The sequence below is a fragment of the Aggregatibacter segnis ATCC 33393 genome (assembly GCF_900476035.1).
Taxonomy (GTDB): Bacteria; Pseudomonadota; Gammaproteobacteria; order Enterobacterales; family Pasteurellaceae; genus Aggregatibacter; species Aggregatibacter segnis.
In genome coordinates, this window is record NZ_LS483443.1 from 1,490,454 (window position 1) to 1,515,178 (window position 24,725).

A 24,725-nucleotide genomic window follows, 5' to 3' on the forward strand; every position below is an offset into this window, starting at 1 on the left:
TTTTGTGCCACATAAGGAAACTTCAATGAATTATTTACAAATTGCCCGAGAAACCCTGGGCGTTGAAGAAAAAGCCCTCGGACAACTCAGCGAAAAATTAGACTGCACCTTCACTGAGGTTGTTGATTTAATTTTAAATTGCAAAGGCCGTTTGGTGATCGGCGGTATCGGCAAATCCGGTTTAGTGGGCAAAAAAATGGTCGCCACCTTTGCTTCCACCGGCACACCGAGTTTTTTCCTGCATCCTACGGAAGCCTTTCACGGTGATTTAGGCATGTTGAAACCCATTGATGTGGTGATGCTCATTTCTTACAGCGGCGAAACCGACGATGTAAACAAACTCATTCCAAGCCTGAAAAACTTCGGCAACAAAATCATTGCGCTCACGTCCAATAAAAATTCCACTTTAGCGCGTCATGCGGATTATGTGTTGGACATTAGCGTAGAACGGGAAGTCTGCCCGAATAACCTTGCACCGACCACTTCCGTGGTTGTGACCATGGCGTTGGGCGATGCGTTGGCAGTTTGTTTAATGCGCGCGCGCGATTTCCAACCGGAAGATTTTGCGAAATTCCATCCGGGCGGCAGCTTAGGTCGCCGTTTGTTATGCCGCGTGAAAGATCAAATGCAAACTCGCTTACCGATCGCCGCCTTAACGACCTCCTTCACCGATTGCTTAACCATTATGAATGAAGGTCGTATGGGCGTAGCGTTGGTCATGGAGCAACAGCAATTACGCGGTATTATCACCGATGGTGACATTCGCCGTGCATTAACGGCCAACGGTGCCAATACGCTTAGCAAAACCGCACAGGAATTGATGACCTCTCATCCAAAAACTATTCATCAAGATACCTATTTATCTGAAGCGGAAAATTATATGAAAGCGCACAAAATTCACTCTTTGGTTGTGGTGGATGATGCGCAAAATGTGGTCGGTTTAGTGGAGTTCTCAAGCTGATGACAACAGAGTTACAAGAAAAATTAAAACAGGTGAAATTCGTTATCACCGATGTGGACGGCGTATTAACGGACGGTTTACTGCACTACGATGCTAACGGCGAAGCGCTCAAAAGTTTTCATGTGCGCGATGGTTTAGGCATTCGGATGTTGATGGAAGCCGGCATTCAGGTTGCTGTGTTATCCGGACGTGATTCGGCAATTTTGCGCAAACGCATTGCCGATTTAGGCATTAAACTCGCCTTTTTAGGCAAGCTGGAAAAAGAAAGTGCCTGTTTTGAATTATGTCGCCAAGCCGGTGTTGAGCTGGAGCAAACAGCTTACATTGGCGATGACAGCGTTGATCTCCCGGCTTTCGCTGTTTGTGGACTTTCCTTCGCGGTTGCCGATGCACCGGAATATGTCAAAAACTGTGCCGATTACACCTTAGGCTTAGGCGGCGGAAAAGGCGCCTTCCGTGAAATGTCCGATATGATTCTCAACGCCCAAGGCAAAGCCGAAATTTACAATTCAGCTCAAGGATTTTTGAAGACGGCAAAAAAGATGGCGCAGTAAAAACGCCGTAAAAAACGACCGCACTTTTTGACTCATATCGTGGGCGGATATTAAATTCGCCCTACTTCGCTATTCATCCATTCCCACCATTCTTAAACAAAATTTTAATTTTTCTTGACTTTAAATACCTGCACTAGTTTAATAGTGCAACTTTATTTTATGTTTTAAGGAAATGAGAATGTCTTCCGCTTTTATTCAAACTTTTACGCAAAACGTAGCTTATCACAGCGACCCTACCGCTATTTTCGCCACCTTATGTGAAAACAAACCGAATACGCTACTTTTAGAATCTGCTGAGATCTCCAGCAAAAACAGTCTGAAAAGTTTATTACTCGTTAACGCAGCCATGAAAATTTCTTGTTTGGGACAAACCGTCACTTTTCATGCGTTAACCGACAACGGTGCCGCAGTGTTACCGTTAATTGCGCAAAAGCTCTCGGCACAGGTAAACGTAACATCCCAAACAAGCACCGAACTGCAAGTGGAATTCAAACCTGTCGACAATAATACAGACGAAGACAGCAAATTATTGGCGCACAGCATTTTCGACGGGTTGCGTTGTTTCACCGAACTTTATCAGGCAAGCTCGTTGCCGGTTTTTTTAGGCGGGTTATTCGCCTATGACTTGGTGGCAAATTTTATTCCGATGGAAAACATCACTTTGCAAGATGATGGCATTACCTGTCCTGATTATTGCTTTTATTTAGCGGAACAATTACTGGTGATTGACCATCAATTGCAACAAGCGAAATTACAAACCTTTTGTTTTGCACAAAATGCGTTGGCTACGTTGCAGCAGAACGCCCAAGAGATTGCCAAAAAACTCTTGGAAATTCGACCGCACTTGAGCCTCAAATCGGCTTCTACCGAGGTTGCCATTAATTTAGATGATGATAAATTCAAGAAAATTATTGAGCGCCTGAAGCAACATATTTATTGTGGCGACGTGTTCCAAATCGTGCCGTCCCGTCGTTTCTCCCTTGAATGCCCGAATACGTTGGCGACTTATCGTCAGTTAAAACAAAACAACCCAAGCCCGTATATGTTCTTTATTCAAGACGAGGATTTCACTTTGTTCGGTGCTTCACCGGAAAGTGCCTTGAAATATTCGCAAACTACCCGTCAGTTGGAGATCTATCCGATTGCCGGCTCCCGTCCGCGCGGCTTTGATGCTGACGGCAATATCGATCCCGAATTGGATTCCCGTTTGGAACTGGAATTGCGTTTGGATCATAAAGAACAAGCGGAACATTTGATGTTGGTGGATTTAGCCCGTAACGACATCGCCCGTGTGTGCGAAAGTAAAACCCGTCATGTGAAAGATTTAATGCAGGTGGATCGTTATTCGCACATTATGCACCTTGTTTCTCGCGTTGTAGGTAAACTTCGCCCTGAACTGGATGCGTTACACGCTTATCAAGCCTGTATGAACATGGGCACGCTAACCGGTGCACCGAAAATTAAAGCTATGCAGCTAATTTATCAATTTGAACAACAAAAACGCCACAGTTACGGCGGTGCCGTAGGCTATTTACAATCTGATGGCAATTTTGACACCTGTATTGTGATTCGCTCCGCCTTCGTGCAAAACGGTATTGCCCATGTGCAAGCCGGTTGCGGTACGGTGTTGGATTCCGACCTGCAAATGGAAGCCGACGAAACCCGTCACAAAGCCCGTGCGGTCATCAACGCCATCGTACAAACCAATAAGAAAGCGAATCAATAGGAGTGACATCATGGCAACTATTTTATTTTTAGATAACTTTGATTCCTTTACTTACAATTTGGTGGATCAATTTCGCGGACTGGGACATCAGGTTCACATTTACCGCAATGATTGTGATTTAGCGATTTTAGAAAAAAACGCCTTGGCACAACCGGATACGATTCTTGCGCTCTCTCCCGGGCCGGGCACCCCGGATGAAGCGGGGAATATGATTCCGTTGATTAAGCGATTAATCGGCAAAGTACCGATGTTGGGCATTTGTTTGGGGCATCAAGCGTTAATCGAAGCCTTCGGTGGTAAAGTCGTTCATGCGGGTGAAATTTTGCACGGCAAAGTGTCCAGAATTGAACACGACAATGAAGCCATGTTCAAAGGTTTGACCAACCCGATGCCGGTAGCGCGCTATCATTCCCTCATGGGAATTAATTTGCCCGATGAATTGATTCCGAATGCTTCTTATCATGGCATTAATATGGCAATTCGCCACCGCACTTTGCCCATTTGTAGCTTCCAATTCCATCCTGAATCTATTTTAACAGTGCAAGGGGCAAAGTTATTGGCGCAATCGGTGGAATGGTTGTTGAAACGGAATTAATATACCACTTCCCCTCTTTAGCAAAGAGGGGTTAAGGGAGATTTGGCAGTCGTCATAAAACTGAGTAAGTTAATAATCAAAATATGGTTAATTTCATTTGATTTTTATTCAATAACAATATTTTTCCAATCTCCCTGGTTCCTCTTTTCTAAAGAGGGAGATTTTAAATAAAAAAGGACAAAACATGATCACAGTATATGGCTTAAAACGTACCCTCTCCCCTCGCAAATCTGCTGTAGCAGAGGTGATTTATAACTGTCTTGAACTCGGTTTAGATGTTGCCAAAGGCAAGCACGCGCTTCGTTTTATTTGTTTGGAAGACGACGATTTTTACTACCCACATACCACAAACCGTACCGACAATTACATGGTAATTGAAATCAATTTAATGCAAGGTCGTTTAGAGCAAACCAAAAAACGTTTAATCAAAATGTTGTTCAGTGAATTTGAATACAAATTAGGCATTAGCCCGTTTGACGTGGAAATCACCATCAAAGAGCAACCGGCGCATTGTTGGGGCTTCCGTGGCATGACCGGCGATGAAGCGCGCGATTTGGATTACGATATTCATAAATAAGGACAAGGATGATGGAAAACCAAGCTCTATTAGAAAAACTTTATGGCGCACAAACCTTAACCGCCGCGGAAAGCGAAGCCTTATTTAACGCCATCATGTTGGGGAAATTAAGCAACGAACAAATCTCCGCCATGTTAGTGGCTCTCAAAGTGCGTGGTGAAACCATCGATGAAGTCAACGGTGCCGTATTAGCCGCCGTTAAAAATGCCAAACCGTTTCCAACACCCGACTACCCCTTTACCGACATCGTAGGCACAGGCGGTGACGGCGCCAATACTATCAATATTTCTACGGCATCCGCTATTGTCGCAGCGGCTTGTGGTGCCAAAGTGGCTAAACATGGCAACCGTAGCGTTTCCAGTAAAACCGGTTCAAGCGATTTATTAACTGCCTTGGGTGTCAATATCGCGATGTCGCCAGAGCAAGCCCGCCAAGCATTGGATGACATTGGCATCTGCTTCTTGTTTGCACAGCAATATTATCCGGGCTTCAAATATGTGGTGCCGGTACGCCAAGCCTTAAAAACCCGTACGCTCTTTAATATTCTTGGTCCACTTATTAATCCGGCACGTCCGAAACATCAATTGCTCGGCGTTTATTCTCCCGAACTGATTGATATTTATGCTAAAACTGTTGCCAAATTAGGTCACGAACACACGATTATCGTGCACGGCAGTGGCTTAGACGAAGTGGCCATTCATGGCGCTACAGACGTAGCGGAAGTACGTAACGGCGAGATTGAACGTTATACCCTAACGCCACAGGATTTTGGCTTACAAGTCAAACCGTTGGAAAGTTTGCGCGGTGGCGAACCGACAGAAAATGCGCAAATGATTACCGCACTTTTACAAGGCAAAGGCAAAACGGAACACAACCAAGCCGTTGCCATGAACACCGCACTATTATTAAAACTGTTCGGACAAGAAGACATTAAACAAAATGCACAACGGGTATTGGATGCGATTGCACAAGGCAAACCGTTTGAAACCTTACAAAAATTAACGGCCTATTAATTTAAAGACCCGTTTTCAAAAAATAAGACATAAACATGATCACACAAGACTTTTCCAAACCACTTGAAGCCGCAACGGTGTTACAAAAAATCGTGCTTGATAAAGCCGAATGGGTAAAAAACAAAGAAGCGGAATTTCCGTTAAGTGAATTTGAAAAAAACATTCAAAAATCCGACCGCGCTTTTTATGATGCGTTGGCAAAAGGCACCCACCAAAAACCGGCGTACATTTTAGAATGTAAAAAAGCCTCGCCGTCCAAAGGATTGATTCGCAGTGAATTTAAGCCGACAGAAATTGCGCAGATCTATAAAAACTATGCCAATGCGATTTCTGTGCTGACGGATGAAAAATACTTCCTGGGCAATTTTACCTACATCAAACAAGTTCGCGACGTTGTCACACAACCGGTGTTGTGCAAAGACTTTATGATCAGCGAATATCAGGTGTATTTAGCGCGTTTTTACCAAGCCGACGCGATTTTACTCATGCTTTCAGTAGTGAGCGACGAAACTTATCGCATCTTAGCCGATTTGGCACATTCTCTCGGCATGGGCGTGTTGACCGAAACCAGTAACGAAGAAGAATTTGAACGCGCCTTGGCGTTAGAGGCGAAAATTATCGGCGTAAATAATCGTAATTTGCACGATTTAAGCGTAGATTTAAACCGCGTAGTGGCACTAACCAACCGATATGCCGACCGCATTCCTGCCGATGTACGAATCATCAGCGAATCAGGCATTTACAATCATCAACAAGTGCGAGAATTACAACAAGTTGCCCACGGCTTTTTAATTGGCAGCAGTTTGATGGGCAAACCTGATTTGAACAACGCCGTACGTGAAGTCATTTTCGGCGAAAACAAAGTGTGCGGTTTAACCCGTGCGCAAGACGTAAAAACCGTTTACGAAAGCGGTGCATTGTACGGCGGACTGATTTTTGTCGAAAACTCCAAACGTTGTGTCAGTTTACGCCAAGCCCAAGAATTGGTGACGGCCGCACCACTTCGTTTTGTGGGCGTGTTTCAAAATCAAGGCATTGATTTTATCGTGAAAATCGCGCAGCAGTTACAGCTCTATGCCGTTCAGTTGCACGGCGATGAAACAGCGGAATTTATCACCGCACTTCGCGCCGAATTGCCTGAAAGCATTCGTATTTGGAAAGCCATTTCCGTGGAGGTAACCCATAAAAGTGCGGTGGTTTTTGACGACGTTTCTGCGATTGATCGTTTTGTTTTCGATAGCAAGTCAGGCGCGCAACAAGGTGGTACCGGTGAGACTTTCGATTGGTCATTGATTCCTGCCCATCTGAAACATAAAATTATTCTGGCGGGTGGCATTAACCCTGATAACATTGAAGATACATTGGCACAACATTGTGTCGGGGTTGATTTAAATTCCGGTGTGGAACGTGCGCCCGGCGTGAAAGATGCCGAAAAAGTGCGGTCGGTTTTTGCAAAGATTTTATAGCGTCACAAAACCACACAATAAATAATGGCACACAATGTCCAATGTGCGCCTTTTTCTTTTCTTAATTCAGCCTTTTCTGCGATCAAATCCTTTTTTCTCTAACTCCAAATAAAATTTCATACCTAGTTATGGTTACAATAATTTAATAAATGAGAATTAATCGCAATTAATCTATAAAAACAAAAGGTTACATCCTATATTCGGATAAAAAATAGGGATATTCTTGATGACGATCAAATAATGTTCCACCTTATGAGCATATCATAGCGCCGATAACCATATATAAAATGTGTGAATTGGAGTGAATATATGCAACGAAGCGATGGATTATTTTCTGCCTTAGCTGATGTTTCCCGCCGGGATTTCATGAAATTATGTACCGCACTTGCAGCAACAATGGGGCTAAGTAGTAAAGCCAGTGCGCAAATGACAGAAGCCTTGACGGCGCCTGCTCGTCCGCCGGTGTTATGGATTGGTGCACAAGAGTGTACAGGATGTACAGAATCTCTGCTACGTGCCACTCACCCGACGGTGGAAAATTTAGTATTGGAAATGATTTCCTTAGAATACCACGAAGTCCTTTCTGCCGCGTTTGGAGAACAAGCTGAAGATAATAAACACAACGCCATGCATAAATATTATGGCAAATATGTTTTAGTCGTTGATGGTTCCATTCCGGTGAAAGACGGTGGTGTTTATTGTATGGTCGCTGGAAAACCGATTGTAGAACACATTCAAGAGGCGGCAAAAGGTGCTGCAGCCATTATTGCGATTGGTTCTTGTGCTGCCTGGGGTGGTGTGCCATCCAGCGGTGGTAACCCAACCGGCGCCAGCAGTTTAACTGATGTGTTACCAAAAGGTACGCCGATCATTAACATTCCGGGCTGCCCGCCGAATCCACATAACTTCCTTGCAACAGTCGCTTACATTCTTACTTATAAGAAATTACCGGCAATGGACAAACTCAATCGTCCGCTATTCGCTTACGATCGCTTAATTCACGAAAACTGCTATCGCAGACCGCACTTTGATGCAGGTCGCTTCGCCAAAGAATACGGCGATTATGGTCATCGCAATGGTTGGTGTTTATACCATCTCGGTTGTAAAGGACCGGAAACTTACGGCAACTGCTCTACTTTAGAATTCTGTGATGTCGGTGGTAATAACTGGCCGGTAGGTATTGGTCATCCTTGTTATGGTTGTAACGAAAAAGGCGTGGGCTTTACCAAAGGCATTTTCCAATTAGCCGGTGTAGAAAACCCAACACCGCGCGCTGAAAAACCCGATGTAAACAATAATGAAGGCTCAGGTGCAACGATGACAGCCATCGGTTTATTGGGCGGTGCTGCTGCCATCCTTGCCGGTGTGAGTGTTGTCACCTTACGCGAATTAAGTGTTCAACATAAAGCCCGTTCCGAAGCCAAAGCGGCAGAGAAAGAACAGCATACAGGTAAATAACATGGATAGACGAAAATTTCTAAAAGCCGGTGTGCTTGGCGGAATTGCTTCCACCTTGCCTGTGTCGAGTGCACAGGCATCGGAAGTGGTTGAGCCTATTCCAGGTGCGCTTGGAATGCTTTACGACTCTACCCTTTGTGTAGGTTGTCAGGCATGCGTGGCTGAATGTCAAAACGTGAACCACACACCAGTAAATCCAAAAGGTGATCAAACCTGGTCAAATAACGACAAGCTCACGCCGTTTACGCGTAATATTATTCAAGTTTGGACCGATGGTGACGGTAAAAATAAAGACCAATCGGAAAATGGCTATGCTTACGTGAAAAAACAATGTATGCATTGCGTTGACCCAAACTGTGTTGCGGTTTGCCCGGTTCAAGCCCTTACCAAAGATCCAAAAACCGGTATCGTAAAATACGATCCCGATATTTGTACCGGTTGCCGTTATTGCATGGTGGGTTGCCCTTTTGATGTACCAAAATACGACTATGACAATCCATTCGGTGAAATCAGCAAATGTGAACTCTGTAACCAAAAAGGTGTTGAACGCCTAGATAAAGGCGAATTGCCGGGTTGTTGCCATGTTTGCCCAACGGGTGCCATTATTTTCGGTACAAGAGAAGAATTATTGGCGGAGGCCAAACGCCGTTTAAGTTTATTACGCGGTACTGAATACGATTACCCGCGTCAACACGTCAATAGTACGGATAAATACCGCGCTACCGTGCCGGCATATCAATACCATATTTACGGTGAAAAAGAAGGCGGCGGAACACAAGTCCTAGCCTTAAGTGGAGTACCATTTGAAAATCTTGGCCTACCACCTTTAGATGAAGTGGCAACGGGAAGTCGTGCAGCGCATTTACAACATTTCTTGTATCGTGGTTTAGCGTTGCCGTTAGTGGCACTTGCCGGTCTTACCTTTATGACTTACAAAAATATGCATGGCGATAAAATTGCCGAGCGTATTGCAGCACAAAAAGAAGCCATGCGTCAGGCACGCAAGGAAATTGAAGAAGCGGAGGATGAGCATCATGAGTAATCCACGTCCGGTGGGCGGTCGCCTTGTTTCTGCCGCAATTCTCTTTTTTGCACCACTTGCCGTGCTTTGCGTTTTATTAATTTTAAAACGTCTAGTTTTTGGTATTGGTTCCGTGACCGCACTTAATGGCGGTTATCCTTGGGGTTTATGGATTGCCTTTGACTTGCTTGTCGGTACAGGTTTTGCCTGTGGCGGTTGGGCATTAGCTTGGACAGTGTATATTTTCAATAAAGGGAAATATCACGCTCTTGTGCGCCCAGCATTGCTCGCCAGTCTCTTTGGCTATTCCCTTGGCGGTTTATCTATCACCATTGATATGGGACGTTATTGGCACTTGCCGTATTTCTACGTTCCAGGGCAGTTCAATACCAATTCCGTGCTGTTTGAAACGGCATTTTGTATGACGGTGTATATCATTGTTGTCACCTTAGAATTTGCGCCGGTATGGCTTGGTTTCCTTGGTTTGAAGAAATGGTTTAATAAACTCAATAAAATCATGTTCTTCATTATTGCATTGGGTGCCTTATTGCCAATGATGCACCAATCTTCAATGGGTTCCTTGATGATTGTAGCAGGCCACAAAGTACATCCTGTATGGCAAAGTTATGAAGTGTTACCGATTCTCTCCCTGCTTACCGCTTTCATTATGGGGTTCTCTATCGTGATATTTGAAGGTTCCTTAGTGAAAGCCGGTCTTGCAGGAAAAACACCGGATGAGCGTCATTTATTCACTCAATTAGCGCGTGTCACTGCAGGTTTGATCTTCTGTTTCCTAGCGGTGCGTTTTGGTGAGTTGATTTATCACGACAAACTGCAAATGGTTGTGGGTTTCGATAAATTAACTAAATTTGAAGCATGGATGTTCTGGATGGAAGTCTGGTTGATGGTATTACCGTTACTTACCCTCTTCCTCGGGGAGAAAAAATCAGATTCCCGTTGGTTATTTATTTCGGCATTAAGCATGTTACTCGGTGCAGCATTATGGCGGATGAACTACTCTCTCATCATGTATAATCCGGGCAATGGCTATCGATATTTCCCATCTGCGGAAGAATTGCTTATTTCAATTGGCTTCGTTTCAATTGAAGTATGTGCCTATATTTTAATCATTCGTTTATTCCCTGTATTACCGGTATTTAAAGAAAAACATACCGAAGACTCAGAAAAAATTATTGCCGAAAAAGCGGCATTCAGCAAAAAAGTTAGCGGAGCAGAATAATGTCAGAAAAAAAACGTATCTCAATTGACCCAATTACCCGTATTGAGGGGCATTTACGTATTGATTGCGAAATTGAAAACGGCGTCGTCACCAATGCTTGGTCATCCGGTACCATGTGGCGCGGTATGGAAAATATCGTAAAAGGTGCCGACCCACGTGACGCATGGATGATTATGCAACGTATCTGTGGCGTATGTACCACAGTACACGCGATTATCAGCGTACGTGCCGTAGAAGATGCTATCGGTGCTAAAGTACCAGTCAATGCGCAGTACATTCGCAACATGATTCTTGCTGCACACAGCATTCACGACCATATTGTCCATTTCTATCAACTCTCCGCCATGGACTGGGTGGATATCACCGCTGCGCTAAAAGCTGATCCTGAAAAAGCAGCAGACATGCTAAAAGGTGTCTCTACATGGTCATTAAACAGTGCTAATGAATTCCGCAACGTACAGAAAAAAATTCAAGCATTAGTGGACAGCGGACAACTTGGCATTTTCGCTAACGGTTATTTCGGTCATGCTGCAATGAAACTTCCACCAGAAGTCAACCTCATTGCCGTCGCGCACTATTTGCAAGCGCTTGAATGTCAACGTGATGCTAACCGTGTAGTCGCATTACTGGGTAGTAAAACACCACACATTCAAAACTTGGCGATTGGTGGTGTAGCAAACCCAATTAACTTAGATTCCCAAGCGGTACTAAACCAAGAACGTCTCATGTTCGTGAAAGCGTGTATCGACCGCTTAACTGACTTCATTAACCAAGTGTATAAAGTAGATGCAGCAGTATTTGCGGCTTACTATCCTGAATGGTTAAACTTAGGTAAAACATCCGGCAACTACTTATCTGTACCAGAATACCCAATTGATGCAGATAACTCTAAATTCATGTTAAAAGGTGGTTATATCGAAAACGGCGATTTATCGACTTTCCGCCCAATTGATCAACAAAAAGATGAGTTCGTTGTAAAAGGCATTAAAGAAAGCGGTAAACACGCTTGGTACGAAGACGATGAGCCATTAGAACCTTGGGCGGGTTTAACTCGTCCGAAATACACAGGCTGGCAAGATGACGGTAAATATTCTTGGGTAAAAGCCCCAACCTTCTACGGAAAAGTCGTTGAGGTAGGTCCTCTCGCCTATTTAATTTGCGGCTTGGCAGCGAATGACAAACCAACCGTTACCCATTTCAACGAATTAAAAGGCATTTATGAAAAATTGACTGGTAATACGTTAACTACCGATCAATTACATTCTACCCTTGGACGTATTATCGGCCGTACCGTGCATTGCTGTGCAATCAACGATATTTTAAGTGCTCAATGGCAAATGCTCATTGATAACATCGCGAAAGGTGATATGACGGCTTATATTAAAACAGATATCCCTGCAAGCGGCGAATTCCGTGGTGTTGGTTTCGGTGAGGTACCACGCGGCATGCTTTCTCACTGGGTTGTCATCAAAGATGGCCGCATTGAAAACTATCAAGCAGTTGTACCATCTACATGGAATGCAGGCCCACGAAACGAACAAGACCAAATGGGCCCTTATGAGCTTTCCATTATTGGTACACCGGTGGCAGATCCAACTAAACCATTGGAGGTGGTGAGAACCATTCACTCTTTCGACCCTTGTATGTCCTGTGCCGTACACGTTGTTAATACAGAGAATGGCGAAGTGACTGAAGTGAAGGTGTTGTAATGAAGCCGTTAATTCTTGGTGTCGGCAATATTTTGTTAAGCGATGAAGGTGTCGGTGTGCGTGTGGTGCAGGAGCTTGAAAAACGCCCTGAAATTCAACCGCACTTTGACATCATCGATGGTGGCACTTGTGGCATGGAATTACTGGATGCGATGGCAAACCGTGAGCATTTGATTATTGTCGATGCCGTGCTTGCTAACAAACAGCCAGGTGAGATTGTCGTGTTACATGACGAGCAAGTGCCTACCTTTTTCTCTCGCAAAATTTCGCCACACCAACTGGGTATATGTGATGTACTTTCTGCAATGAAATTGACGGACGAATTCCCAAAACACCTTTGTCTTATCGGTATCCAGCCAGAATCGCTAGAATCCGGAATTGGCTTGACGGAAACGATACAAAAAACATTACCGAATGTTTTTGTAGCCTTGAATCAAGTGATTACTGAATATGGTTTGAATCTAGACTCTCCTCTTTAGAAAAGAGGGACGGGGGGAGATTTGACCTAATTAATAGAGGCAAGAGTTAAATCTCCCCTACCCCCTCTTTACGAAAGAGGGGAACTTTCTTTAAGATTTCACCTGCTATGCTTTAATCTTATTGATATTGACAAACACCCACTGATAGCGCGCGTCTCTGACGCGTGCTTATTTTATTAATACTTCTGGCACACGTTATAGAACGCACGCCACTATTTTGTGAAAAGTTAACCATGTACCGACACGAAAAAACACCTCAAAATGCCACCGCACTTTTAAACTCTGTTTCTGGCTTTGAAGAAAATCCAACGGAGACTTTCCTTGCTGAAATGCAAAAAATTGTTCCTGAAATGCAAGATCTCCCCTTCTTTCATCACAATATTGAATGTTTCTGCCCAAAATTCGTTTTATTTGAAGGACAATGGGTCGGCTCGGTGTTAACCCCATGGATGATTAGCGTCGTTATTTTGCCGGGCCCGCAACAAACGTGGGAACCGCGAGAGTTAGGGGATAAAATCACTGTTCAACTGCCTTACAAAGCTCTTACCTTCACGGTCAGTGGCATTGAAACTGTACCGCAATATTTAAGTTGCTCCTTGCATTCCCCGCTTGATCCGAATCTTACCCACGAACAAGCCATCCAACTGACACAGGATTGTCAACGCATGATTTTATCCATGCCGATCAAACAAGCGACGTTTGATCCAGATCGCCGCAATTTATTTAAAGCAATGGTAAAATAAGCGAAATTTTTAATCGGAGTAAATGAATTATGTGTTTAGGTGTGCCCGGTCAAATTGTAAAAATCGGCGACAGCGCATTACAACTTGCCACCGTGGATGTTTGCGGCGTGCAACGTGATGTGAATATTTCCCTTATCTGTAGCGATGACCCCAAACCTCTGCTTGGCAAATGGGTTCTCGTCCACGTTGGTTTCGCGATGAGCATCATTGATGAAGAAGAAGCCAAACAAACCCAAGAAGCCCTACTTGCCATGAGCCAGTTGGAACATGAAGTAGGCGATTTTTTAGGGTTGAATCAGCAGTAACGCGAGATATTGAATGGCAATAATTTGAATAAAAGCAGGCTTTTAGCTTGCTTTTTGTTTTCATCTTTCTGTGTTTTGTTTGTAAGGTACGCTTATTTACAATATTATTCCCTTCATTTTATATCTAACTCCCTGGAGGCATTCATGTTCGAAATCGATTCTATTGAGCTTTTAGGCTATGTCGCAACATTCTTTGTGGCAGCATCATTTTTATTTAAATCCATCGTTTCTTTGAGAACCGTTAACTGCATCGGGGCAATTTTGTTTGTGATCTATGGTCTTCTTAAAGGTTCCTATCCCGTAGCGTTATTGAATATATTCTTGGTTTTAGTAAACGTTTATCAATTGTGGCGCTTAAGAAATAAAAGCACAGTAGTGAGTGTGAAATAGTCACAATAGAATTTCTCTTCAAATGCGTGCAGATGGCTTATTTAATTCGTCAGACAGCACGCAACATCATTTTAAAATAACGCTCAAATCCCCTTCAGAAAACACCGCACTTTTCCCTTTTCTTCTCTCCTATTTCACTCAATTTATGATCTCAATCACGGTTTTGTGAAAATGACTTGGGTAGAATAAAAATCCCATATTAAATATAAGGATACGACTAATGACTTCGGCAGAACTTTTCGGTGAAGGAATTAATCTGATGTTTTCAGGGATGGGTTTTGTATTGGTCTTTTTGCTCATTTTAATCTGGGCAATCGGACTCATGTCAAAGCTGATAAACAAATATTTTCCTGAGCCTCACCCCTCACCAAAAACGCCTTCAAATGCCACCGCACTTTCTGCGGCACCTACTGACGATTTTGAGCGTTTGCGCCCTGTAATTGCAGCGGCTATCGCGCACCATCGCCGTACCCAACAGTTCAAATAAAAATAAGGATTTTACTATGACTAAAAAAATTAAAATGACCGAACTGGTACTTCGTGATGCTCACCAATCGCTTTTCGCGACCCGTTTACGTCTCGATGACATGTTGCCGATCGCTCAAGAATTAGACAATATCGGCTATTGGTCGTTAGAAGCTTGGGGTGGTGCAACCTTTGACAGTTGTATTCGTTTTTTGGGTGAAGATCCGTGGGTGCGTTTGCGTGAATTGAAAAAAGCCTGTCCGAAAACCCCGTTACAAATGCTGTTGCGCGGTCAAAATCTGCTCGGTTATCGCCACTACGCCGACGACGTAGTAGAACGTTTTGTCGAACGTTGTGTAGCAAACGGTATGGACGTGTTCCGCGTATTTGATGCGCTCAACGATCCACGTAACATGAAAGCGGCGTTGCAAGCCGTGCGTAAATTCGGCGCTCATGCACAAGGGACATTAAGTTATACCACCAGCCCGGTACATACCATGCAAACTTGGCTTGATACCACCGAACAATTATTGGAAATCGGTATCGACAGCTTGGTGATTAAAGATATGTCAGGTATTTTGAATCCGATGGCGGCGGCAGACCTAGTGCGCGAAATCAAAAAACGTTTCGATGTCGAATTGCATTTACATTGCCACTCCACTACCGGCATGGCAGAAATGGCACTGTTAAAAGCCATTGAAGCAGGCGTAGATGGGATTGATACTGCAATTTCCTCTATGTCCGGCACCTACGGCCACCCGGCAACAGAATCCATGGTGGCAACCTTACAAGGCACCGAATATGACACCGGCTTGGATATTCCGCGCTTGGAAAAAATCGCTGCCTATTTCCGTAATGTGCGTAAAAAATATGCCAAATTTGAGGGGCAGCTACGTGGCGTAGATAGCCGTATTTTAGTGGCACAAGTGCCGGGCGGCATGCTTACCAATTTGGAAAATCAATTAAAACAACAAAATGCTTCCGATAAATTGGATTTGGTTTTAGAAGAAATTCCACGCGTACGTAAAGACTTGGGTTACATTCCGCTTGTTACCCCAACCTCTCAAATTGTAGGGACACAATCGGTCATTAACGTGTTGACAGGCGAACGCTACAAAACCATCGCGAAAGAGACTGCCGGTATTTTAAAAGGTGAATATGGTAAAACGCCTGCACCGGTAGATAGCGCATTACAAGCTCGCGTATTAGAGGGTGCAGCTCCGGTGACTGACCGTCCGGCCGATCACATTGCGCCTGAAATCGCGAAAATTGAAGCTGAAGTTGCCGAACAAGCCAAAGTGAAAGGGGTTAAATTAGCAGACAACGCTGTAGACGATGCTTTAATTGTGGCGCTGTTCCCACAAATCGCATGGAAATTCTTAGAAAACCGCAACAACCCGGCAGCCTTTGAACCAGCGCCAACAGGTAATGAAAGTGCGGTGGAAAATAAACCTGTTTCTAAAGCAGCACCTGCAGCATCCGGCTCCGCCGTTTATACTGTGGAATTGGAAGGCAAAGCCTTTGTGGTGAAAGTCAGTGAAGGCGGCGACATTTCACACGTAGCCACAACCACACCACAAGCGGCGCCACAAGCCACACCGGCACCAGCGCCAACCAGTGGTGGCACACCGGTAACGGCGCCAATGGCGGGTAACATTTGGAAAGTGGTGGCAACAGAAGGTCAAACTGTCGCGGCAGGTGATGTGTTATTCATTCTTGAAGCCATGAAAATGGAAACCGAAGTCAAAGCGGCACAAGCCGGTACCGTGCGTGGTATTTGTGTCAAAACCGGCGATGCCGTCGCGGTGGGTGATACCGTTATGAACCTCGTCTAAGGAGTTACCTATGGATAGCATTATTGCATTAATTCAGGGTATGGGGCTTTTCCATTTGCAATGGGGGCAAGCGGTGATGATCGCTATCAGCCTGCTCCTGTTGTGGCTTGCCATCGCACGCAAGTTTGAGCCATTGCTATTATTGCCTATCGGCTTTGGTGGATTGTTATCAAACATTCCCGAAGCCGGGCTTGCCATGACGGCATTAGAGAATTTGCTTCATCTTGGCTCACCGGAGCAAATTGCCGTCATTGCCGCGAAATTAGGCGTCGCCGCTGATCCGGCACTCATTAAAACTGCACTTGCGACAGCGTCCGGCTCTACCGTAAATCAACTGGAAGCCTTGTCAATGGACATGGGATACAGCGCCGGGATCTTGGCGTTGTTCTATAAAGTGGCTATCGGTTATGGCATTGCGCCGTTAGTGATTTTCATGGGCGTAGGCGCGATGACAGACTTCGGCCCGTTATTGGCAAATCCGAAAACGTTGCTGCTTGGTGCTGCGGCACAGTTCGGTATTTTCGCCACCGTACTCGGTGCTTTGGCATTGAACTATTTCGGTATTATTGAATTCACGCTCCCACAAGCCGCGTCCATCGGTATTATCGGTGGTGCGGATGGCCCGACTGCGATTTACCTCACCAGCAAACTCGCACCGGAATTGCTCGGTGCCATTGCTGTAGCGGCGTATTCCTACATGGCGTTAGTGCCATTGATTCAGCCACCGATCATGAAAGCCTTAACCACGGAAGAAGAACGCAAGATCCGTATGACACAAATGCGCCATGTGAGCAATCGTGAAAAAGTCTTGTTCCCGGTGATTTTGCTGTTGCTCGTGGGTTTACTTTTACCGGATGCCGCCCCATTGCTCGGGATGTTCTGCTTCGGTAACCTCATGCGCGTCAGCGGTGTGGTAGAACGGTTAAGCGATACCACGCAAAATGCTTTGATTAACATCGTCACCATCGTGCTTGGCTTATCAGTGGGATCTAAACTCATCGCCGACAAATTCCTACAACCGCAAACCTTGGGCATTTTAATTCTTGGCGTGATTGCTTTCGGGATCGGTACCGGCAGCGGTGTATTAATGGCGAAATTGATGAACAAATTCAGCAAAAACAAAATTAACCCTCTCATCGGCTCTGCCGGTGTGTCTGCCGTACCAATGGCTGCACGGGTTTCTAACAAAATCGGTCTGGAAGCAGACAACCAAAACTTCCTACTCATGCATGCCATGGGGCCGAACGTTGCCGGTGTGATTGGTTCCGCCATCGCCGCCGGGGTGATGCTGAAATATGTGGGTGCCATGATGTAGCTTAAAAAACACGGTGAAAAAGCACCGCACTTTTATTCATTTCAAATAAAAAAGCACGCGATTCCGAAACGTGCTTTTTTCTTTCTCTTCAATTCATTGCAAAAAACAACCGCACTTTTGCACACTCTCTTGTAAATTTCTTTATTAACGCGCTATATTTTTACATACTAGTGTAGTAGTATATTGTTCATCATAAAAAGTGCGGTCATTTTTCTAAATGAATTTTTCCGTACTCCAATTCCACAACAAGGAGAAATAAACATGACAAAAATTGCATTAGTGACAGGCGCCACCGCCGGTTTTGGAAACGCCATTTGTCGCACATTATTGAATTCGGGCTATTTAGTGATTGGTACAGGAAGAAGACAAGAACGTTTAGCGCAATTAGAACAAGAATACGGCAGCCAATTCTTTCCTCTTGCATTCGATATTTCGGATCGTCAAGCGACTGAAAATGCATTCAAAACGCTGCCGACAGAATTACAAGCCATCGATTTATTAGTGAATAACGCAGGCCTTGCCCTTGGCTTAGAAAGCGCAGATAAAGCCGATTTAGATGACTGGGAAAAAATGATCGATACCAATGTGAAAGGTTTGGTCACCGTAACCCGCTTAGTTTTGCCGCAAATGGTGGCGCGTAATCAAGGGTATATCATTAATTTAGGCTCAATTGCCGGCAATTATGCCTATCCGGGTGGCAACGTTTACGGCGGCACAAAAGCCTTCGTGAAACAATTCAGTTTAAACCTCCGCGCAGATTTGGCCGGCACCAATGTGCGTGTTTCCAATGTAGAACCGGGATTATGTGGCGGTACGGAATTTTCTAACGTACGTTTTAAAGGCGATGACGCCCGCGCAGATAAAGTATATGAAAACGTGCAATATGTCACTGCACAGGATATCGCCAATATCGTTTTATGGCTCAATCAACAACCGGAACACGTGAATATTAATCGAATTGAAGTGATGCCGACGGCGCAAACTTTCGCGCCATTAAATGTGGCAAGAAATGGCTAACAAAAAAGGAAACTACATGTCAGACACGATTTTAAACCCTTATTTTGGGCAGTTTGGCGGAATGTATATGCCGGAAATTTTAGTGCCTGTGCTTCAACAATTAGAAAAAGCATTTGTTGAAGCGCAACATGACCCAGAATTTCAACGTGAATTTCAGGATCTCCTGAAAAATTATGCCGGCAGACCGACCGCACTTACACTTTGCCGTAACTTAACCAAAGGCACGAAAGCCAAAATTTATTTAAAACGAGAAGATTTGCTCCACGGCGGTGCCCACAAAACCAACCAAGTTTTAGGTCAGATTTTATTAGCAAAACGCATGGGGAAAACCCGCATTATCGCGGAAACCGGCGCAGGTCAACACGGTGTCGCGACAGCCCTTGCTTGTGCCATGTTGGATATGCCTTGCCGCATTTACATGGGTGCCAAAGACGTAGAACGCCAATCACCGAATGTATTCCGTATGCGCTTAATGGGGGCTGAAGTGGTGCCGGTGCAAAAAGGCTCTTGCTCCTTAAAAGATGCATGCTGTGAAGCCATGCGTGATTGGTCGGCAAACTATGAAACAACCCATTATTTATTGGGTACAGCAGCAGGCCCTCACCCTTTCCCAACCATTGTACGCGAATTCCAAAAAATGATTGGCGAAGAAACCAAACGTCAAATCTTAGAAAAAGAAGGCCGTTTACCGGATGCGGTGATTGCAGCGGTAGGTGGCGGTTCAAATGCAATCGGTATGTTTACGGATTTCATTGATGAACCGAATGTGCGTTTAATTGGCGTAGAACCTGCCGGCCATGGCATTGAAACAGGTGAACATGGGGCTCCATTAGGCCATGCAAAAGTGGGTATTTATTTCGGGATGAAATCACCGCTCATGCAAACAGAAGACGGCCAAGTGGAAGAATCCTACTCCATTTCTGCCGGGTTGGACTTCCCTTCTGTCGGCCCGCAACACGCCTATTTGCAAAGCATTGGTCGCGCGGAATACCCGAGCATTACCGATGATGAAGCCTTAAATGCGTTCCAAGCATTGGCAAAACATGAAGGCATTATTCCTGCATTAGAAAGTTCTCATGCACTGGCGCAGGCATTAAAAATGATTCATCAGGAACCGAATAAAGCACAAATTTTGGTAGTGAATTTATCCGGTCGTGGCGATAAAGACATTTTTACCGTAGATAAAATTTTAAATGAAAAAGGAATGCAATTATGAGCCGTTTTGAAACCACATTTGCCCAATTAAGCGCGAAAAATGAAGGCGCATTCGTTCCTTTCGTTACCTTATGCGATCCGACATTTGACCGCTCTTTTGAAATTATTTGTACCCTCGTCGATAACGGCGCAGACGCATTGGAATTGGGTTTTCCCTTTTCTGATCCGTTATTGGACGGTCCTGTTATTCAAGCCGCCAATAATCGCGCCCTCAACGCTGGTCACAGTACAGAAGATAGTTTTAAATTGCTTGCCAAAGTGCGGTCAAAATACCCTGAGATTCCCATCAGCCTATTACTTTGCGCGAATTTAATTTTTGCCAAAGGCTTGGATAATTTTTATCAACGTTGTGCGGAAGTCAGTGTGGATGCCGTTTTAGTGGCGGATATTCCATTATTGGCAAAAGAAGACTATGTAAAAACAGCCAAAAAACACGGTGTTCAGCCAGTCTTTATTTGTCCGCCGAATGCGGATCAAAAAACGATTCAAGGTGTGGCTGAAAGCAGTGAAGGTTATACGTATTTGGTCTCGCGTGCTGGCGTGACCAGCGCAGAAAACCAAGTTCATGCGGCTAACTTAGACACCCTTGTAGAGCAACTTAAGGCTCGCCATGCTCCGCCTATTCTACAAGGTTTCGGCATTGCTCAACCGGCGCAAGTAAAAGAAGCACTTCAACTTGGCGCAGCCGGCGCGATTTCCGGTTCGGCAACCGTAAAAATCATTGAGCGAAATTTAGAAAATCACGCCCAATGTTTAACGGAACTCGCTGAGTTTGTTCGCAACATGAAAGCCGCTACGAAATAACGGAAAAAATGACCGCACTTTTAATGTATAAATCGTAACCAATTATGTATAAAGGCTTTTCTTAGAATCCCACAAATAGCAAGGACTTTTTCCTAAAATGTGATCTCGATCTAATTTTATTTTAAGCGTATAATGCCGACCAGTTTTTTTGTGATTAAGAAATAATCATTCACATAAAGAAAATTTTATAAGATAAACATAGATGGAGAATGTTAATGTCCAGAAAATTAAGAAGAACAAAAATTGTATGTACCATGGGTCCAACCACTGACCGCGGTAACAATTTAGAAAAAATTATTGCCGCCGGTGCAAACGTAGTACGTATGAATTTTTCTCACGGTACACCGGAAGATCATATTGGTCGTGCAGAACGTGTTCGTGAAATCGCAAAAAGACTAGGCAAAACTGTTGCGATTTTAGGTGACTTGCAAGGTCCTAAAATTCGTGTATCTACATTCAAAGATGGCAAAATTTTCTTAAATGTCGGTGATAAATTTATCTTAGATGCAGAATTACCGAAAGGTGAAGGTACACAAGAAGCTGTTGGATTAGATTACAAAACTTTACCGCAAGATGTGGTTCCAGGCGATATCCTCTTATTGGATGACGGTCGCGTTCAATTAAAAGTGTTATCTACCGAAAACGCAAAAGTCTTCACGGAAGTTACCGTTGGTGGCCCATTATCAAATAACAAAGGGATCAACAAATTGGGCGGTGGCTTGTCTGCTGATGCATTAACTGAGAAAGATAAAGCTGACATCATTACCGCTGCACGTATCGGTGTAGATTACCTTGCAGTATCTTTCCCACGCTCCAGTGCAGATTTGAACTATGCTCGTCAATTAGCGAAAGATGCCGGTTTAGATGCCAAAATCGTTGCTAAAGTCGAACGTGCTGAAACCGTAGAATCTAACGAAGCGATGGACGATATCATTTTAGCTGCTGATGTCATCATGGTTGCCCGTGGTGACCTCGGTGTTGAAATCGGTGATCCGGAATTAGTCGCAGTGCAAAAGAAATTAATTCGTCGTTCCCGTCAATTAAACCGTGTGGTAATTACTGCAACACAAATGATGGAATCCATGATCAGCAACCCTATGCCAACCCGTGCGGAAGTCATGGACGTGGCGAATGCGGTATTGGATGGTACTGATGCGGTCATGCTGTCTGCAGAAACTGCTGCAGGTCAATACCCGGCTGAAACGGTTGCGACAATGGCAAAAGTTTGTTTAGGCGCAGAAAAAATGCCAGGTGCAAGCGTTTCTCATCACCGTATGAATGTTGAATTTGACGACATCGAAGAAACTATTGCTATGTCAACCATGTTTGCAGCTAACCATATGAAAGGCGTAAGCGCCATTATTGCGATGAGTAGCAGTGGCCGTACACCGCTATTAATGTCCCGTATTAGTTCCGGTTTACCGATTTTTGCCTTATCCCGTAACCAAAAAACATTAAACTTGTGCGCATTATATCGCGGTGTAACACCGGTCTTTTACAATGATGTTAGCCGTACCATGGAAGGTGCTCAAAAAGCAATTAGCGTGCTAAAAGACAAAGGTTTCTTAATGGCCGGTGATATCGTGTTATTAACTCAAGGGGCTGAATTTAGCGAAAGTGGTACAAACACTTGCCGTATTCTGACCGTTGAATAATTGATTGTATAAAACAAAAGGCTTAGAAACATTTCTAAGCCTTTTTTATATCAATTATATTGTCTTTATCGTGAAGAAAATATTAACTCACTAAAAATATCTTATTTCCTGACCGCACTTTATTCTACGGCATTAAGCAACCAACTCGGTTTTCATATAAGTTAAACGATCTACGTTAGTAATAAAACGACTTAAGTCTTGCTCTTCCGGTTTGTGAACATAAGAAACCTCGCCCAATAACGGGGCATCAATTTTTTGTTTCAAGGTTTCGATCACTTCTGCGTAGTGCCCTAATCCAGGGTTAATTCGATTAGCAACCCACCCCAATAACGGCAATCCTTTATCAATAATCGATTGCACTGTTAATAAAGCATGGTTGATACAACCTTCTTTAATACCTACCACAACAACAACCGGCATATGATGTTCAGCAACCCAATCGGCAAAACTGTAATCTTTATTGATCGGTGTTAACCACCCAAAAGAACCTTCAACAACAACTGATTGATATTTATCACGTAAATGAGCCAAGTCTTTATTTAATTTTTCAATATGAACCCGCTTACTGTCCTCTGTTAAGATAGGTATCGTGTGTAAAAATGTATAGCTATTCACTTCTTCATAACTAACTTTTTCTTCTGTACTCGCCATTAACGTTAATACATCAGGATTATCTTTCGTGTCATAGTCGCTATTTTCAGATAAATTATGTGGCGGATAAATCATTTCATCCTGACCAAATGCAATAGGTTTATAGCCGACAACCTGCACACCCGCTTTTTGTAAGGCCTGAATAATTGCCCGACTTACCACAGTTTTCCCTACATTTGTGTCAGTTCCGGTGACAAAAAAACTACTCATTAATATCCCCTTTTTCATATGATTTTCAGAATTCTAAGAGAATTTATAATGAGTAGTATTGAGCTAAAACAAATTTGCTGAATTTATTTACAATTTATTCCTATTATTCCAAACTGGTTAATAAAGCTCCGTCATAAATTCCTTGCTTAATTGCGGCAGCAGCGACGACCGGACTATTCCATTCATATTTACCCATCACAACTTCTGCAACCTTTCCATGAGGAAAATAGGTAGCTAGTTTTTGATTGAGTTCTTCAAGTAAAACATCTTTAACAATTAACATACTAGAGTTGAGCATGATCTTCTCTGCAGAGAAAATATGAAGGAGATTCATCAAAATATAGGCTAAACAATCCGTTAAATGATCCAAAATTCGTAATGCCGTCTTCTCTTGTTGGATAATATTTCTACACAAGAACTTAATTTTTTCAGCATTTATGGAAAAATGATTATTCGGATACAGCAAATCAATGAGCTGAATAATTGCCCGATGGGTAATCTGATGTTGTACTTGATAACGCTCTACTTCCGGTAAATCACGATTAATTAGCGCTTGTAACTCATTTAATCGAGGAACGACTAAGTGATTAATATTAATTCGCTCATGCTCTCGATTAAATAAAATATTCCCTTCTGACAATACGTTAAAATTAACCTCATCATCTAATTGGATAAACAAAGCATCATCACAATTAATTGCATTACCTAAAGTCGATTCAGCTAATAACCAAGTCTTAAAATACTCTGAAATTAAAATTGGAACATCAAAATAAGGCAAAAATAACGTTCTAAGATTTAATTGATTAAATCTCTGACTTCCTAGTTTTATTAGGTTTCCGTCTTTATCCAATTCCCCACCGACAGTGACTGAAAATGTAATTAAATTTGATAATTCTTTTGTTTTATTAAGGAATTGTTCAATGCTACTGACTAAAAACTCATCGAGCGTTGACAATTTATTTGTTGATAGTGGAAAAATCTTTTGTTTAACAATAACACCGTTAAGCTCACTAAGTGTGATTTCAAAACGATCTTCCATCAATGTGGCACATAAGGACTGCCAATAGATTGGAGAGACACATAATGCGGTTGCCGGTCGTCCACGATTGTCTGTATTACGTACCATTTTTTCCATAATTAAATGCTTTTCTATGAGATCGCGAGTAAGAGAAGTAATCGTCGCGGGAGCAAATCCGGAAAGTTTTGAAAGTTCAATACGGGAAATTTCTTCAAATTGTTCAATTAAACGGTAAATTCTGCCTAATTGAATTAGGCGTGAGGGTGTTTTTTCTTCCTTATTCATTCAATGCGTCCATATTTA

The 24,725-nt window shown here is 43.5% G+C and carries 24 protein-coding genes; 22 read left to right on the plus strand and 2 right to left on the minus strand.

All coding sequences use genetic code 11. The annotated features are described in order from the left end of the window. Positions 1-25 precede the first annotated feature (25 nt). From DQN58_RS07255 to pyk, 22 genes are all read left to right on the plus strand, one after another. The gene (locus DQN58_RS07255; RefSeq protein ID WP_006718260.1) at positions 26-961 is read left to right on the plus strand and encodes a KpsF/GutQ family sugar isomerase; all 936 of its coding nucleotides are present in this window, start codon (positions 26-28) and stop codon (positions 959-961) included. Continuing rightward, complete coding sequence (locus DQN58_RS07260) at positions 961-1,515, plus strand: KdsC family phosphatase (protein ID WP_006718262.1); 555 nt, start codon at positions 961-963, stop codon at positions 1,513-1,515. The genes DQN58_RS07255 and DQN58_RS07260 overlap by 1 nt, the downstream gene beginning before the upstream one ends. A 178-nt stretch (positions 1,516-1,693) precedes the next feature. Continuing rightward, positions 1,694-3,241 (plus strand): anthranilate synthase component I, encoded by a 1,548-nt coding sequence (gene trpE, locus DQN58_RS07265; RefSeq protein WP_006718263.1) that lies wholly within the window; start codon positions 1,694-1,696, stop codon positions 3,239-3,241. A 10-nt stretch (positions 3,242-3,251) separates the two neighbouring features. Next, positions 3,252-3,836, plus strand: a complete 585-nt coding sequence (locus DQN58_RS07270; protein ID WP_006718266.1) for an aminodeoxychorismate/anthranilate synthase component II — start codon at positions 3,252-3,254, stop codon at positions 3,834-3,836. A 184-nt stretch (positions 3,837-4,020) separates the two neighbouring features. Then, positions 4,021-4,413, plus strand: coding sequence for a tautomerase family protein (locus DQN58_RS07275; RefSeq protein WP_005703192.1), 393 nt, complete (start codon positions 4,021-4,023; stop codon positions 4,411-4,413). 11 nt (positions 4,414-4,424) lie between these two features. Continuing rightward, positions 4,425-5,426: an anthranilate phosphoribosyltransferase gene (gene trpD / locus DQN58_RS07280; RefSeq protein ID WP_032997880.1), complete on the plus strand. Its 1,002-nt coding sequence runs from the start codon at positions 4,425-4,427 to the stop codon at positions 5,424-5,426. Between the two features lie 35 nt (positions 5,427-5,461). Next, complete coding sequence (trpCF, locus tag DQN58_RS07285) at positions 5,462-6,892, plus strand: bifunctional indole-3-glycerol-phosphate synthase TrpC/phosphoribosylanthranilate isomerase TrpF (protein WP_006718271.1); 1,431 nt, start codon at positions 5,462-5,464, stop codon at positions 6,890-6,892. 309 nt (positions 6,893-7,201) lie between these two features. Further along, positions 7,202-8,350 (plus strand): hydrogenase 2 small subunit, encoded by a 1,149-nt coding sequence (hybO, locus tag DQN58_RS07290; RefSeq protein ID WP_006718272.1) that lies wholly within the window; start codon positions 7,202-7,204, stop codon positions 8,348-8,350. A gap of 1 nt (position 8,351) precedes the next feature. Continuing rightward, positions 8,352-9,392 carry a hydrogenase 2 operon protein HybA gene (gene hybA / locus DQN58_RS07295; protein WP_006718273.1) on the plus strand — a complete coding sequence of 347 codons (1,041 nt, stop codon included), beginning with the start codon at positions 8,352-8,354 and terminating at the stop codon, positions 9,390-9,392. Then, positions 9,385-10,611, plus strand: a complete 1,227-nt coding sequence (gene hybB / locus DQN58_RS07300; protein WP_006718274.1) for a Ni/Fe-hydrogenase cytochrome b subunit — start codon at positions 9,385-9,387, stop codon at positions 10,609-10,611. Before hybA ends, hybB begins: the two co-directional genes overlap by 8 nt. Beyond that, positions 10,611-12,320: a hydrogenase 2 large subunit gene (gene hybC, locus DQN58_RS07305; protein WP_006718275.1), complete on the plus strand. Its 1,710-nt coding sequence runs from the start codon at positions 10,611-10,613 to the stop codon at positions 12,318-12,320. The genes hybB and hybC overlap by 1 nt, the downstream gene beginning before the upstream one ends. Beyond that, the gene (locus DQN58_RS07310; RefSeq protein WP_006718276.1) at positions 12,320-12,799 is read left to right on the plus strand and encodes a HyaD/HybD family hydrogenase maturation endopeptidase; all 480 of its coding nucleotides are present in this window, start codon (positions 12,320-12,322) and stop codon (positions 12,797-12,799) included. Before hybC ends, DQN58_RS07310 begins: the two co-directional genes overlap by 1 nt. Positions 12,800-13,032: 233 nt before the next feature. Then, entirely contained in the window at positions 13,033-13,542 is a 510-nt protein-coding gene (hybE, locus tag DQN58_RS07315) for a hydrogenase-2 assembly chaperone (RefSeq protein ID WP_006718277.1), read from the plus strand. A gap of 29 nt (positions 13,543-13,571) precedes the next feature. Beyond that, positions 13,572-13,847 carry a hydrogenase maturation factor HybG gene (hybG, locus tag DQN58_RS07320; RefSeq protein ID WP_006718278.1) on the plus strand — a complete coding sequence of 92 codons (276 nt, stop codon included), beginning with the start codon at positions 13,572-13,574 and terminating at the stop codon, positions 13,845-13,847. A 75-nt stretch (positions 13,848-13,922) separates the two neighbouring features. Then, positions 13,923-14,237, plus strand: coding sequence for a YgjV family protein (locus tag DQN58_RS07325; protein ID WP_407641380.1), 315 nt, complete (start codon positions 13,923-13,925; stop codon positions 14,235-14,237). Positions 14,238-14,457: 220 nt separating this feature from the next. Beyond that, the gene (locus tag DQN58_RS07330; protein ID WP_006718283.1) at positions 14,458-14,724 is read left to right on the plus strand and encodes an oxaloacetate decarboxylase subunit gamma; all 267 of its coding nucleotides are present in this window, start codon (positions 14,458-14,460) and stop codon (positions 14,722-14,724) included. 16 nt (positions 14,725-14,740) lie between these two features. Beyond that, positions 14,741-16,537: a sodium-extruding oxaloacetate decarboxylase subunit alpha gene (oadA, locus tag DQN58_RS07335; RefSeq protein WP_006718285.1), complete on the plus strand. Its 1,797-nt coding sequence runs from the start codon at positions 14,741-14,743 to the stop codon at positions 16,535-16,537. A 10-nt stretch (positions 16,538-16,547) separates the two neighbouring features. Then, on the plus strand, positions 16,548-17,852 hold the full coding sequence (locus DQN58_RS07340; protein WP_006718287.1) for a sodium ion-translocating decarboxylase subunit beta: 1,305 nt from the start codon (positions 16,548-16,550) through the stop codon (positions 17,850-17,852). 261 nt (positions 17,853-18,113) lie between these two features. Further along, entirely contained in the window at positions 18,114-18,869 is a 756-nt protein-coding gene (locus DQN58_RS07345) for an SDR family oxidoreductase (protein ID WP_032997883.1), read from the plus strand. A 16-nt stretch (positions 18,870-18,885) separates the two neighbouring features. Then, complete coding sequence (gene trpB, locus DQN58_RS07350; protein WP_032997884.1) at positions 18,886-20,085, plus strand: tryptophan synthase subunit beta; 1,200 nt, start codon at positions 18,886-18,888, stop codon at positions 20,083-20,085. Continuing rightward, positions 20,082-20,888: a tryptophan synthase subunit alpha gene (trpA, locus tag DQN58_RS07355; protein ID WP_006718293.1), complete on the plus strand. Its 807-nt coding sequence runs from the start codon at positions 20,082-20,084 to the stop codon at positions 20,886-20,888. The genes trpB and trpA overlap by 4 nt, the downstream gene beginning before the upstream one ends. Positions 20,889-21,103: 215 nt before the next feature. Next, positions 21,104-22,543, plus strand: coding sequence for a pyruvate kinase (pyk, locus tag DQN58_RS07360; protein ID WP_006718295.1), 1,440 nt, complete (start codon positions 21,104-21,106; stop codon positions 22,541-22,543). 132 nt (positions 22,544-22,675) lie between these two features. On the opposite strand, the gene bioD is transcribed toward pyk, so the two are convergent. Both bioD and DQN58_RS07370 read right to left on the minus strand, forming a co-directional pair. Beyond that, a complete protein-coding gene (bioD, locus tag DQN58_RS07365) occupies positions 22,676-23,404 on the minus strand; it encodes a dethiobiotin synthase (RefSeq protein ID WP_032997887.1) in 729 nt (242 codons plus the stop codon). A gap of 103 nt (positions 23,405-23,507) precedes the next feature. Then, the gene (locus DQN58_RS07370) at positions 23,508-24,707 is read right to left on the minus strand and encodes an ROK family protein (RefSeq protein ID WP_006718300.1); all 1,200 of its coding nucleotides are present in this window, start codon (positions 24,705-24,707) and stop codon (positions 23,508-23,510) included. Between the last annotated feature and the right edge of the window lie 18 nt (positions 24,708-24,725).

Coding starts and splice junctions, on each gene's coding strand:
- DQN58_RS07270 (WP_006718266.1), top strand. CDS start 3,252: ATGGCAACTATTTTATTTTTAGATAACTTTGATTCCTTTACTTACAAT.
- trpE (WP_006718263.1), top strand. CDS start 1,694: ATGTCTTCCGCTTTTATTCAAACTTTTACGCAAAACGTAGCTTATCAC.
- oadA (WP_006718285.1), top strand. CDS start 14,741: ATGACTAAAAAAATTAAAATGACCGAACTGGTACTTCGTGATGCTCAC.
- hybG (WP_006718278.1), top strand. CDS start 13,572: ATGTGTTTAGGTGTGCCCGGTCAAATTGTAAAAATCGGCGACAGCGCA.
- bioD (WP_032997887.1), bottom strand. CDS start 23,404: ATGAGTAGTTTTTTTGTCACCGGAACTGACACAAATGTAGGGAAAACT.
- DQN58_RS07340 (WP_006718287.1), top strand. CDS start 16,548: ATGGATAGCATTATTGCATTAATTCAGGGTATGGGGCTTTTCCATTTG.
- hybA (WP_006718273.1), top strand. CDS start 8,352: ATGGATAGACGAAAATTTCTAAAAGCCGGTGTGCTTGGCGGAATTGCT.
- pyk (WP_006718295.1), top strand. CDS start 21,104: ATGTCCAGAAAATTAAGAAGAACAAAAATTGTATGTACCATGGGTCCA.
- trpA (WP_006718293.1), top strand. CDS start 20,082: ATGAGCCGTTTTGAAACCACATTTGCCCAATTAAGCGCGAAAAATGAA.
- hybC (WP_006718275.1), top strand. CDS start 10,611: ATGTCAGAAAAAAAACGTATCTCAATTGACCCAATTACCCGTATTGAG.
- DQN58_RS07310 (WP_006718276.1), top strand. CDS start 12,320: ATGAAGCCGTTAATTCTTGGTGTCGGCAATATTTTGTTAAGCGATGAA.
- trpB (WP_032997884.1), top strand. CDS start 18,886: ATGTCAGACACGATTTTAAACCCTTATTTTGGGCAGTTTGGCGGAATG.
- DQN58_RS07255 (WP_006718260.1), top strand. CDS start 26: ATGAATTATTTACAAATTGCCCGAGAAACCCTGGGCGTTGAAGAAAAA.
- DQN58_RS07330 (WP_006718283.1), top strand. CDS start 14,458: ATGACTTCGGCAGAACTTTTCGGTGAAGGAATTAATCTGATGTTTTCA.
- trpCF (WP_006718271.1), top strand. CDS start 5,462: ATGATCACACAAGACTTTTCCAAACCACTTGAAGCCGCAACGGTGTTA.
- DQN58_RS07370 (WP_006718300.1), bottom strand. CDS start 24,707: ATGAATAAGGAAGAAAAAACACCCTCACGCCTAATTCAATTAGGCAGA.
- trpD (WP_032997880.1), top strand. CDS start 4,425: ATGGAAAACCAAGCTCTATTAGAAAAACTTTATGGCGCACAAACCTTA.
- DQN58_RS07275 (WP_005703192.1), top strand. CDS start 4,021: ATGATCACAGTATATGGCTTAAAACGTACCCTCTCCCCTCGCAAATCT.
- hybE (WP_006718277.1), top strand. CDS start 13,033: ATGTACCGACACGAAAAAACACCTCAAAATGCCACCGCACTTTTAAAC.
- DQN58_RS07345 (WP_032997883.1), top strand. CDS start 18,114: ATGACAAAAATTGCATTAGTGACAGGCGCCACCGCCGGTTTTGGAAAC.
- DQN58_RS07260 (WP_006718262.1), top strand. CDS start 961: ATGACAACAGAGTTACAAGAAAAATTAAAACAGGTGAAATTCGTTATC.
- hybO (WP_006718272.1), top strand. CDS start 7,202: ATGCAACGAAGCGATGGATTATTTTCTGCCTTAGCTGATGTTTCCCGC.
- hybB (WP_006718274.1), top strand. CDS start 9,385: ATGAGTAATCCACGTCCGGTGGGCGGTCGCCTTGTTTCTGCCGCAATT.